An 11,199-nucleotide genomic window follows, 5' to 3' on the forward strand; every position below is an offset into this window, starting at 1 on the left:
CCGGCACGCGCTGCGCTGAATCTTGCCGCTGGTGGTGGTCGGGACCTGCATGGGCTCGACCAGCAGCACATCGTGGGCCGAAACATTGTGGGTGGCAAGGACCGCCGCGCGGATGGCCTCGACGGCGCCGCTGAGGTCGGAGTTCAGCGACGCGCGGTTCACCTCCTGCACGATCACCAGCTGCTCGTCGGCGCGCGGGTTCGGTTTGACCGTGAACACCGCGGTGCGGCCCGGCATCAGTGCCGGGTCACTGCCGCCCACGGTGTCCTCGATGTCGTTGGGGTAGTACTTGATGTCGCGGATCGTGATCAGGTCGTTCCACCGACCGGTCACGAATAGCTCACCCGCGCAGACGAATCCGAGGTCGCCGGTGCGCAGGAACGGGCCCTCGCCGGTGTCGGCCAGCGTCGCACCGAAGGTGCGTTCGGTCTCCTCGGGCCGCCCCCAGTAGCCCTGGGCGATGCTGGGTCCGGATGCCCAGATCTCGCCCACTTCCTCAGGGCCGCGGCGCAACCGGGTCTCGGAGTCAACGATCAGGACTTGCTGGCTCTCCGCCTTGGCGCCGCAGGCCACCAGGGGCACCGCCCCGGCGGTGTCGGCAGCCACCTCGACGACCCGCTCCTCGCTGAGCGCGGTCCGGTCGATGTGCCGGACCACCGGCACCGGTGACTCGGACATGCCCGTCACACCCAGGGTTGCCTCGGCCAGCCCGTACGCGGGAATAAAGGCCTCGGGCCGGAACCCGGCCGGCGCGAACGCCTCGGCGAAGGACTGCAGCGTCTCGGCGCTGATCGGCTCGGCGCCGATCACTGCGATCGACAAGCTCGACAGGTCCAGCGCGGCACGCTGCTCTGCGGTGGTGCGTTTGACGCAGGCTTCGTAGGCGAAGCTGGGTGCGGCGGTGATCGTCGCACCGAAGCGCGATATCGCCTGCAGCCAGCGGATCGGGCGCATCAGAAAGGCGCTCGGCGACATCAGCACCGTGGTGCGGCCGCCGTAAATGGTGCCCAGGATGCCCCCGACGAAACCCATGTCGTGGTACTGCGGCAACCAGGACACCCCGCTGATCGGGCTGTTGAGCACCGGAGCGTCGTCGGGCGGATTCAGGGCCCAGCGCATGACCTCGAGGTTGCTCACGTAGTTCCCGTGGGTCAGCACGCAACCCTTCGGCACCCCAGTCGAGCCCGAGGTGTACTGGATCATCGCGATGGTGTCTTTCTCGACGTCCTGCGGCACCCAGGTCGCGCCGTCGTCGTCGAGCTCATCCATCGCCAGCCAGGTCACCGATTTATCGGTCAGCCCTCCCACGGCGGCCTTCATCTTGGCCTGGGTCTTGGCGGTCGCCAGCGCGAAGCGCGCCTGTGCCTCGGGCACGACCGTCTCGATCCGCCGGATCGGCCAGTGCTCGTCGACCGGGACCGCGACGGCGCCGGCATAGAAGCAGCCGAACAGCCCGGCGACGCTGTCCACACCGGGACGGCACAGCACCAGCACCCGCTCCCCGGCAGCGCCCTTGCGCTGCAGGCTCGCGGCGATCGCGCGGGCGCGACGATCCAGGTCGCGGTAGGTGATCCGGTCCTCTTCGATATCGCCTTCCGGGCAGAAGATGAACGCGGGCGTGTCCTGATGACGGGCAGCCTGCTGCTGCATCAGGTCAACCAGGGTGTCCAGAGCCAAAGGGGCCAAGGAAGTCGTCGGTTCTGCCATGTTCTGCCTTCGCCAGCTGCTTCGGTAACGGCCCACAGCGTAGCGGGATCGCAAGCGTGGCGGAGCCGGGCGAAGGGGATCCGCATAAACCCAGCCCGCGCGCCGACTCGGCCGGGCGTGATGCGTGTCGGGCGGCGCCGGATTCTGAACCATGGCGCCGGATTCTGAACCATATAGAGATGTGCCCGGCTCTGAGCGACAACCGTGTTATGTCAAGCGCCGAAGCCGTTACCCGCGCCGACCGGCCTGACATAACGACGGTTGTCGCTCAAAGGCGGGCACTCACCACACCCCTGCGACCCGGTTACCGTTGGGGCAGATGGGATTTCGGTGCGCGAGAAACCGTCAGCCCAGCGAAGCCAGCGCACGCACCAGCTGGTCGACCTCGGCCATCGTCGAGTAGTGGCTCAACCCGACGGTGACCGCCCCGCCGATGTCGTTGACCCCGATCACGTCCAGCACCTGCGACCCGGCGTTGGCGATGGCCAGCACGCCGTTGTCGGCCAGCCGTTGCACCACCCGCTCGGCGGGCACCTTCTGCACCGCGAAACTGACCACCGGGATGCGCAGCTCGGGCTGGCCGATCATCATCACCAGCGGCAGCGATCGCAGCGCGCCGACCAGATAGTCGAACAGCCGGTTCAGGTACTGCCCGGCGGACTGCATGGAGATCGACAGCCGCTCGGGCCGGGTGCCCCGGGCGGACTCGTCGAGCGAGGCCAGGTATTCCACGCTGGCCACCACCCCGGCCAGCAGACCGAACTGGTGCAGGCCGACTTCCAGGCGCGCCGGGCCCACGGCGTGCGGATTCAGCGACACCGACCCGAACGTGTCGATCAGCGCCGGGTCGCGGAAGACCAGCGCGCCCACCGGCGGACCGCCCCAGCTGGCCGCGTTGAGGGCCACCACGTCGGCTTCGATGTCGTTGATGTCGAGCAACTGGTAGGGCGCCGCCGCGCAATGGTCGACGACGGCCACCCCGCCCACGTCGTGGACCAGCTTGGTGACCGGTCGCAGGTCGGTGACGGTGCCCAGCACACCCGACGCCGAAGTGACGGCCACCAGCCGGGTCGACGGGGTGATCAGGTTCTCCCACTGCCAACTCGGCAGCTCCCCGGTCTCGATGTCCACCTCGGCCCATTTGAGTTTGGCGCCGTAGCGGTTGGCGGCGCGCACCCACGGCGCGATGTTGGCCTCGTCGTCGAGCCGGCTGACCACCGTCTCGTAGCCCAGGCTCACCCGCGACGACGCGGCATCGGCCAGCGCGCTCAGCAGCACCGCCCGGTCCGGGCCCAGCACCACCCCGGCGGGATCGCCGCCGACCAGGTCGGCCACCGCCTGCCGCGCCGCCACCAGCACCGCCGCACTGCGCCGGGCCGCCGGGTGCGGCCCCGCCGACGTCGCCAGCGAACCGCGGAACGCCGTCGACACCGTGGTCGCCACCGAGTCCGGGATCAACATGCCCGTCGGCGCGTCGAGGTGCACCCATCCGTCACCGAGCGTCGGGTGCAGTCCACGCACCCTGGCGACGTCGAAGGCCATGTCAGCCACCTTAGAACTTCTCAAAATCGGGTGATCAGGTGAAAGTCTCGGATAACCGGATAGCTCCCCCCGCAGCGCTGAGCCGTGTCACCTTGACAGACATACTAGTGCAGTGCTTCTGGGGTTCGGAATGGTTGCCGCGCTACTGCTGCTGGTCGCACCGGGGGCACTCGTCGCCGCCGCTGCACGGCTGACCTGGCCACTGGCCGTCACGGTCGGCCCGGCGCTGACGTATGGGCTGGTCGGCCTGGCCATCGTGCCGTTCGGCGCCTGGGGAATTCCCTGGAATGCGGGCACCGCACTGGCCACGCTGGTGGTGGTCGGCGCGCTGGTGGGCCTGCTGGCCCGAGGGGTTCGGGGGTTGCTGGACCGTCGTCCCGGCATCCACGTCGGCGCACCGGCGGCGGGGGTCGCGACGATCCTCACCGTGGCCGCCGGGGTGTTGCTGGGCATGCTGCTGATCGGCTGGGCGGCAGTACGGGGCATTCCGGATTGGCAGAGCATCCCCAGCACCTGGGACGCGGTCTGGCACGCCAACACCGTCCGCTTCATTCTCGACACCGGCCAGGCCTCCCCCACCCACGCCGGTGAACTGCGCAATGTCGAGACGCACGCCCCACTCTACTATCCGTCGGCCTTTCACGCGCTGACCGCGGTGCTGTGCCAGCTGACCGGCGCCGCGCCCACCACCGCCTGCACCCTGGCCGGCCTGGCCGCCTCGGTGTGGCTGTTCCCGGTCAGCGCCGCACTGCTCACCTGGAATCTGCTGCAGCAGGTGTTGAGCACCCGCCGGCTTGCGCTTTCGGCAGCTACCGCCGGCGCGTTGTCGGCGTCGTTCACCGCGCTGCCCTACGTCGAGTTCGGTACCGCGGCCATGCCCAACCTGGTGGCCTACGGGCTGGTGGTGCCGGCGTTCGTGCTGGTCACCAGCGTGCGCACCATGCGGGACCGGGTTCCGGTGGCGGTGCTGGCGCTGGTCGGGGTGTTCTCGGTGCATCTGACCGGGGGCGTGGTGACGGTGCTGCTGCTGGCGGCCTGGTGGCTGTGCCCTCGCGACGGGGCGCTGTGGAACCCGTTGCGCGGCAAGCGGCGCGACACCCTGGCGCTGTTGGCGGTGCTGGTGCCGGCCGGGTTGTTGCTGCTGCCGCAGCTGCTGAGCGTGCGCCAGCAGGCCGACATCATTGCCGGGCATTCGTTTCTGACCCATGAGGGCCGCAAGTCCGGGCTGCGGGACGCGCTGCTGCTGCACACCCGCCACCTCAACGACTTCCCGATCCAGTACACGCTGGTCGGCCTGACCGCTATAGGGGCGGTGTTGCTGGTCGCGAAGAAGGTGTACTGGCCGCTGGCGCTGTGGGCGGTGCTGGTGGTCGGGGTGGTGCACTCCTCGGCGCCGCTCGGGGGCGCCGCCGGGGCGGTGCTGGGCCGATTCACCGACCTGTTCTACAGCGACCCGCGCCGGATCATGGCGGCGATGACATTGCTGCTGGTCCCGATGGCCGGGGCGGGGCTGGCGTGGTTGGCTCTTTTCCTCGCCGAGCAGACGCGAAAGCCCCTAAAAAAGGGCCGTTTAGGGGGCTTTGACTGGGGGCACCTCCCGCTTGCGGGGGACTGCTCGCCGTTGGTGGCGGCGCTGCTGGTCGGGGCGACGGTCGGGCTGGCCTGGCACTACCTGCCGCGGCACGCCTTCTTGTTCGGCGACAAGTACGACTCGGTGATGATCGACGCCCGCGACCTGGAGGCCTTCGCCTATCTGGCCGAGCTGCCCGGGGCCCGCGACACCGTGATCGGCAACGCCAACGTCGACGGCAGCGCCTGGATGTACGCGATCGCAGGCCTGCACCCGCTGTGGACGCACTACGACTACCCCCAGCAGCAGGGACCCGGGCCGCAGCGCTTCATCTTCTGGGCCTACGCCGACGACGCCGACACCGATCCGCGGGTGGCGCAGGCCGTGCAATCTTTGGGTATCCGGTACGTGCTGATCAGCAGTCCGACGGTGCGCGGGTTCACTCTGCCCGACGGGCTACTGTCTCTGGAGAAATCGCGGTCCTGGGCCAAGATCTACGACAATGGCGGGGCGAGCATCTACGAATGGCAGGGAGGCGGTGGCGGTGAGCACCGGCAGTAACGACGAAGATGGTGTCGAGATCATCAGCGGCGCGGACCCGCGGCTGCTGGCGGCCGGGATGTCGGGGGACGCCGAGTCCGAGGGTGACGAGCAGTCGCTGACCGACCTGATCGAGCAGCCCGCCAAGGTGATGCGGATCGGCACCATGATCAAGCAGCTGCTCGAGGAGGTGCGCTCGGCCCCGCTGGACGACGCCAGCCGGGTGCGGTTGCGTGAGGTGCACGCGGCTTCTATTCGCGAACTTGAGGACGGCCTGGCCCCGGAGCTGCGCGAGGAGCTGGAGCGGCTGACGCTGCCACTGCGCGAGGACGCCACCCCTTCGGACGCCGAGCTGCGGATCGCCCAGGCCCAGCTGGTGGGTTGGCTGGAAGGGCTGTTCCACGGCATCCAGACCGCGTTGTTCGCCCAGCAGATGGCTGCCCGCGCGCAGCTGGAGCAGATGCGCCACGGCGCGTTGCCGGCCGGGCCCACCGCCGGCGGGCACGCCGGGCACGGCCACACCGGCTCCGGTCAGTACCTGTAGTCGCGTTGTCCGCCACCGAGCCCCGAATCGAGACCCAGGACGCCTGGGTCGAGTTCCCCATCTTCGACGCCAAGTCGCGGTCGTTGAAGAAGGCGTTCCTCGGCAAGGCCGGCGGGGCGATCGGGCGCAACAACTCCAACGTGGTGGTCGTCGAGGCGCTGCGCGACATCACCATGTCGCTGTCGCTCGGCGATCGGGTGGGTCTGGTCGGCCACAATGGCGCCGGCAAATCCACTCTGCTGCGGCTGCTTTCGGGTATCTACGAGCCGACTCGGGGTTCGGCTTCGGTGGTGGGCCGGGTGGCACCGGTGTTCGACCTCGGCGTGGGCATGGACCCGGAGATCTCCGGGTTCGAGAACATCATCATCCGCGGGCTGTTCCTCGGGCAGACCCGCAAGCAGATGGCCGCCAAGGTCGACGAGATCGCCGAATTCACCGAGCTGGGCGACTACCTGGCGATGCCACTGCGCACCTACTCCACCGGCATGCGGGTGCGCCTGGCGATGGGCGTGGTCACCAGCATCGACCCGGAGATCCTGCTGCTCGACGAAGGCATCGGCGCGGTGGACGCCGAGTTCTTGAAGAAGGCTCAGACGCGGCTGCAGAAGCTGGTGGAACGCTCCGGAATCCTGGTGTTCGCCAGCCACTCCAATGAGTTTCTGGCCCGGCTGTGCAAGACCGCGATGTGGATCGACCACGGCACCATCAAGATGACCGGCGGAATCGAGGATGTAGTCGGCGCGTACGAGGGTCCCGACGCCGCCCGGCACGTGCGCGAGGTGCTCGCCGAGACGCGGGACCAGGCGTGAGCGAAACCGTCTACGCGGTCGTTGTCACCCACCGTCGGGTCGATCAGCTGGCCGAGTCGCTGAAGGCGCTGGTGAGCCAGAGTCGGGCGCCGGACCACGTGATCGTCGTCGACAACGACAACGATCCTGCGGTGGCGCGGCTGGTGGCCGGTGTGACCGTGCCCTCGACCTATCTCGGGTCGCAGCGAAACCTCGGCGGCGCAGGCGGTTTCGCGTTGGGGATCCTGCACGCTTTGGCTGCCGGCGCGGACCGGGTGTGGCTGGCCGACGACGACGGGCGGCCGGCCGATTCCGGCGTGCTGGCCGCGTTGCTGGCGTGCGCTGCACAGCACCGACTGGCGGAGGTGTCGCCGATGGTGTGCAACATCGACGATCCGTCCCGGCTGGCGTTCCCGCTGCGACGCGGATTGGTGTGGCGACGGCTGGTGAGCGAATTACGCGAGGGCGGTGGGGACTTGCTGCCCGGGATCGCCTCGCTGTTCAACGGCGCACTGTTCACCGCCGACGCACTGGATGCGGTGGGGGTGCCGGATCTGCGGTTGTTCATGCGCGGTGACGAGGTGGAGGTGCACCGCCGGCTGGTGCGCTCCGGCTTGGCGTTCGGGACGTGTTTGAACGCGGCCTACCTGCACCCGTGCGGGTCGGCGGAGTTCAAGCCGATTCTGGCCGGCCGGATGCACACCCAGTACCCGGACAACGCCGCCAAGCGGTTTTACACCTACCGCAACCGCGGCTATTTGATGTCGCAGCCCGGGATGCGCCGGCTGCTGATCCAGGAGTGGCTGCGGTTCGGCTGGTTCTTCCTGGTGTCGCGCCGCGGGGACATGGCCGGCCTGGTCGAATGGGTCCGGCTGCGCCGGTTGGGGCGCCGCGAGCAGTTCGCCAAACCCGAGGGGCAGCAATGAGTTTCACTGATGTCGCCGCGCAGTCCAAGACGTTCGCGCGGGCGGGCGCCGATCTGGCCGGCGGGTTCCGCCGCCATGAGCTGTGGCTGCACCTGGGCTGGCAGGACATAAAGCAGCGGTACCGCCGCTCGGTGCTGGGGCCGTTCTGGATCACCATCGGCACCGCGACCACCGCGGTGGCGATGGGCGGGTTGTACTCCAAGCTGTTTCACCTCGACCTGGCGGTGCACCTGCCGTACGTGACGCTGGGACTGATCGTCTGGAACCTGCTGAACGCCGCCATCCTGGAGGGCGCCGACGTGTTCGTCGCCAACGAGGGGCTGATCAAGCAGTTGCCGACGCCGCTGAGCGTGCACGTCTACCGGCTGGTGTGGCGGCAGATGATCCTGTTCGCCCACAACATCGTCATCTATATACCGATCGCGCTGATCTTTCCGAAACCCTGGTCGTGGGCGGATCTTTCGGTGATTCCGGCACTGTTGATCATCGCGCTGAACTGCGTGTGGGTGTCGCTGTGTTTCGGGATTCTGGCCACCCGCTACCGCGACATCTCGCCGCTGTTGTTCTCGGTGGTGCAGCTGCTGTTCCTGATGACCCCGATCATCTGGAACTACGACACGCTGCGCGCCCAAGGGGCGTCGCGGTGGACCGCGGTGGTGGAGTTCAACCCGCTGATGCACTACCTGGAGATCGTGCGGGCTCCGTTGTTGGGCGCGCCCCAGCCGCTGCGGCACTGGGCGGTGGTGCTGGTGTTGACGGTGGCCGGTTGGTCGGTGGCCGCGATGGTGCTGCGCCAGTTCCGGGCGCGGGTGGCGTACTGGGTGTAGCCCGGCTGGCTGGCTTGGCGGGTTGGGTCCCATCCGTCACTTCCCTACCGTCAGGGGAACATGTGGATGTTGCCGAATCGGATAGCGCCAGTGATATCAGAGGGCGAAAACGCGCTGATCCGCCTGCGTAGGCGAGCGAACCTGCCGCCTTGCTATCGCCGCCGATATCCGATTCGGCAACATCCATATGGTCTCAACCAGGTAACCACGGGGCTGGTGTGATTCAGTGTCACCGTCCGGCGCCGTTGCAGCGGTAGGCGTTGATCACCTCGGGATCCGGGTCGATACCCAGGCCCGGCCCCTGCGGCACAGCGATCCGCCCGTCCGCCGGCGCCAGCGCGTCGCCGTAGATCGAGGCCTCCAGGTCGAACCAGCGCCACTCGATCATCGCGTCGGCACCGCCCAGCGCGGCAGCCACCTGGATCGCAGCGAGCAGCCCCGGCCCGTCGTAGAAGGAGTGCGTCATCACCGCGACGCCGTGGGCGGCGGCCAGCGGAAAAACCTTGCGCAGCTCGGTGATACCGCCCATCTTGGCCGGGCTGGGCTGCACGAAATCCACCGCGCCCGCAGCGAGTAGCCGCTCGAATTCCAGGACGGTACCGACGTTTTCGCCGGAGGCCACCGGCAGGCCGGTGCTGCGCCGCAGTTCGGCCAGCCCGGCGAAGTTCTCCGGCGGCCACAGCGGCTCCTCCAGGAACAGCATGTCCACCGCAGGTAGGTCGGGGGCGACGGCCCGGGCTTGCTCAAGCGTCCAGACACAACCGGCGTCGACGATCAGAGCGACCTCGGGCCCGGCCTCGTCGCGCGCAGCTTGGATTGCGGGAAGCTGGGATTCGTGCAGTTTGATCGCAGTGAATCCGGCGTCGAGGACGCGCTGCACCGCGGCGCGGACCCGGTGCGGCTCGGTGTAGCAGGCCAGGCTGGCGTAGCAGGGCATGTCCCGAAGACCGTCCCCCAGCAACCTCGAGATCGGCAGCCCGGCGCGCTTGCCGGCGATGTCCCACAGCGCGATGTCGACCGCGGACAGCGCGTAGGTGATCGCGCCGCCGCGGCCGAAGACGTGCAACTTGCGTTGGACGCGGTCGGTCAGCGCCGCGATGTCGGCGGCGTCGTGACCGATGCACAACGGCGCGACCAGGTCCTCGAGTGCATCTTTGGCCAGGCCGGTGGCGCGCAGCCCGAACGCCTCGCCCCAGCCGACCACGCCGTCGTCGGTGGTCACCTTGACCAGCAACGAGTCCGCGGCGCTCAGCGTCTCACCCCACAACGCGGCCCCGGGCAGGTCGGGTTTGAGCGGGATGCGCAGCGGTATCGCCTCGATATCGGCGATGACCGCGGGCATGGTCTTCAGCCTAGGACTTAAGCTTCCCGGGTGGCCGAGACCGCTTCGACGAACACCAGCCTGCCGTTATCGACTCAAGTGTGGCGTTTCCTGGTCACCGGGGCGATGTCGGCGGTGGTGGACTTCGGGCTGTACCTGCTGCTGTACCTGGGCTTCGGCGTCAAGGTCGACCTGGCCAAGGCGATCAGCTTCATCGCCGGCACCATCACCGCGTATCTGATCAACCGGCGGTGGACGTTTCAGTCCTCGGCGCACACCGGCCGGTTCATCGCGGTGATGGCGCTCTACGCGCTCACGTTCGCCGTACAGGTGGGGATCAACCACCTGGTTCTGGACCTGCTCGATTACCAGCGGTGGGCGCTGCCGGTGGCATTCGTGGCCGCGCAGGGCACCGCGACCGTCATCAACTTCATCGTGCAGCGGACGGTGATCTTCCGGGTGCGCTGAGCTACCTGGCCTTCCATTCCCGGTACTCCGCGGGTGTCAGTTCCCGGCCGAAGACGGTGGCGATGGCCGGATCGTGGGCCAGGTAGGCGTCCTCGTTGCCGCGCCAGGCCTGCGCATACCGGTAGAACGGCAACCACGGGTGCAGGTGGTGCACCAGGTGATAGGTCTGGGACAGCATGACCGGGATCAACAACTGCTCCATGCCGACCCGGTTCCGGGTGGCGCGGTAGCGATTCTCCTGCTGCGTCTGCTCCAGCCCGTGGTGCGGCAACCAATCGAACCACCAGCCCAGGATCACCATCCCGATGCGCTGCGGAATCAGCAGGACGCTCGCGACGATCCAGAAGTTATCGGTGGCAACCGCGATGCAGACACCCGCGAAACTCAACGAGAACACCACCGCCGTTTCGGCGACCTCGGTCAGCGGGCGGCGCCAGGACAGACGCACCCGCCGCTTGAGCTGGCGGCAGTACCAGACGGCATAGAAGACATCCATCAGCGCCCAGCGGAAGGGCAGCTGCCAGGCCGGCCCGTGGGTGGCGAACATGTCCGGGTCGTTCTCGCCGTCGTTGGCGTTGCGGTGGTGCGTGAGGTGGACGTAGCTGAACGACGGCAACGAAAACGTCGGTGCGACAAAGAGCCAAGCCGCCCGACCGATCACCGAGTTCACCCAGTTCACCGAGGAGACCGAGTGGTGCAGCGCATCGTGGGCCACCATGAACATCGCATAGACGACCGCGGTGTTGACCGAGATGGTCAACCACGCGGGAGCGGAACCGCCGATCGCAGCGACCGTCGAAAAAGCGAAGACGATCAACGCCCCCGCGCCCAACGCTAGCGTGGGCCAGGCGAATTCGGGTATCGACTCGCCCGGGTGCGGGTGTCGTTGGCGTGCAACGGTTTTTGACGACGCATGATCCAACGCATCGAGCGGCGGCATGAACCTCCTTCGATACGCAATTTTGC

At 68.1% G+C, this 11,199-nt stretch carries 10 protein-coding genes; 6 read left to right on the plus strand and 4 right to left on the minus strand.

Going from position 1 to position 11,199, the window contains the following annotated elements:
• Together A5648_RS07910 and A5648_RS07915 are read right to left on the minus strand one after the other, a co-directional pair.
• The coding region (locus A5648_RS07910; RefSeq protein WP_234787354.1) for a fatty acyl-AMP ligase at positions 1 to 1,707 on the minus strand (1,707 nt) is incomplete at its 3' end.
• A 345-nt stretch (positions 1,708 to 2,052) separates the two neighbouring features.
• A complete protein-coding gene (locus tag A5648_RS07915) occupies positions 2,053 to 3,249 on the minus strand; it encodes a cysteine desulfurase-like protein (RefSeq protein ID WP_065024013.1) in 1,197 nt (398 codons plus the stop codon).
• Positions 3,250 to 3,379: 130 nt separating this feature from the next.
• On the opposite strand from A5648_RS07915, the gene A5648_RS07920 reads away from it, so the two are divergent.
• The 5 genes from A5648_RS07920 to wzm are packed head-to-tail and all read left to right on the plus strand — an operon-like array spanning position 3,380 to position 8,444.
• A complete protein-coding gene (locus tag A5648_RS07920; RefSeq protein ID WP_428844319.1) occupies positions 3,380 to 5,380 on the plus strand; it encodes a DUF6541 family protein in 2,001 nt (666 codons plus the stop codon).
• Positions 5,322 to 5,903 carry a bacterial proteasome activator family protein gene (locus tag A5648_RS07925; protein ID WP_109470722.1) on the plus strand — a complete coding sequence of 194 codons (582 nt, stop codon included), beginning with the start codon at positions 5,322 to 5,324 and terminating at the stop codon, positions 5,901 to 5,903. The genes A5648_RS07920 and A5648_RS07925 overlap by 59 nt, the downstream gene beginning before the upstream one ends.
• Positions 5,904 to 5,908: 5 nt before the next feature.
• A complete protein-coding gene (gene wzt / locus A5648_RS07930) occupies positions 5,909 to 6,712 on the plus strand; it encodes a galactan export ABC transporter ATP-binding subunit Wzt/RfbE (RefSeq protein ID WP_065024016.1) in 804 nt (267 codons plus the stop codon).
• Complete coding sequence (gene glfT1 / locus A5648_RS07935; RefSeq protein ID WP_065024017.1) at positions 6,709 to 7,617, plus strand: galactofuranosyltransferase GlfT1; 909 nt, start codon at positions 6,709 to 6,711, stop codon at positions 7,615 to 7,617. The genes wzt and glfT1 overlap by 4 nt, the downstream gene beginning before the upstream one ends.
• Positions 7,614 to 8,444, plus strand: a complete 831-nt coding sequence (gene wzm, locus A5648_RS07940) for a galactan export ABC transporter permease subunit Wzm/RfbD (protein WP_065024018.1) — start codon at positions 7,614 to 7,616, stop codon at positions 8,442 to 8,444. The genes glfT1 and wzm overlap by 4 nt, the downstream gene beginning before the upstream one ends.
• 229 nt (positions 8,445 to 8,673) lie before the next feature.
• On the opposite strand, the gene A5648_RS07945 is transcribed toward wzm, so the two are convergent.
• Positions 8,674 to 9,786, minus strand: a complete 1,113-nt coding sequence (locus tag A5648_RS07945) for a mandelate racemase/muconate lactonizing enzyme family protein (protein WP_065024019.1) — start codon at positions 9,784 to 9,786, stop codon at positions 8,674 to 8,676.
• A 30-nt stretch (positions 9,787 to 9,816) separates the two neighbouring features.
• Here A5648_RS07945 and A5648_RS07950 point away from each other — a divergent pair, with 30 nt between their 5' ends.
• A complete protein-coding gene (locus tag A5648_RS07950) occupies positions 9,817 to 10,233 on the plus strand; it encodes a GtrA family protein (protein WP_065024020.1) in 417 nt (138 codons plus the stop codon).
• Between the two features lies 1 nt (position 10,234).
• On the opposite strand, the gene A5648_RS07955 is transcribed toward A5648_RS07950, so the two are convergent.
• Entirely contained in the window at positions 10,235 to 11,173 is a 939-nt protein-coding gene (locus A5648_RS07955; protein WP_082966373.1) for a fatty acid desaturase, read from the minus strand.
• Positions 11,174 to 11,199: the final 26 nt, after the last annotated feature.

Source organism: Mycolicibacter sinensis, from assembly GCF_001673565.1.
Classification (GTDB): Bacteria; Actinomycetota; Actinomycetes; order Mycobacteriales; family Mycobacteriaceae; genus Mycobacterium; species Mycobacterium sinense_C.

Bases quoted from the DNA above. Each gene is read 5' to 3' on its own strand.
- A5648_RS07955 (WP_082966373.1), bottom strand. From the start codon at position 11,173: ATGCCGCCGCTCGATGCGTTGGATCATGCGTCGTCAAAAACCGTTGCA.
- A5648_RS07925 (WP_109470722.1), top strand. From the start codon at position 5,322: ATGGCGGGGCGAGCATCTACGAATGGCAGGGAGGCGGTGGCGGTGAGC.
- A5648_RS07945 (WP_065024019.1), bottom strand. From the start codon at position 9,786: ATGCCCGCGGTCATCGCCGATATCGAGGCGATACCGCTGCGCATCCCG.
- wzm (WP_065024018.1), top strand. From the start codon at position 7,614: ATGAGTTTCACTGATGTCGCCGCGCAGTCCAAGACGTTCGCGCGGGCG.
- A5648_RS07920 (WP_428844319.1), top strand. From the start codon at position 3,380: ATGGTTGCCGCGCTACTGCTGCTGGTCGCACCGGGGGCACTCGTCGCC.
- A5648_RS07915 (WP_065024013.1), bottom strand. From the start codon at position 3,249: ATGGCCTTCGACGTCGCCAGGGTGCGTGGACTGCACCCGACGCTCGGT.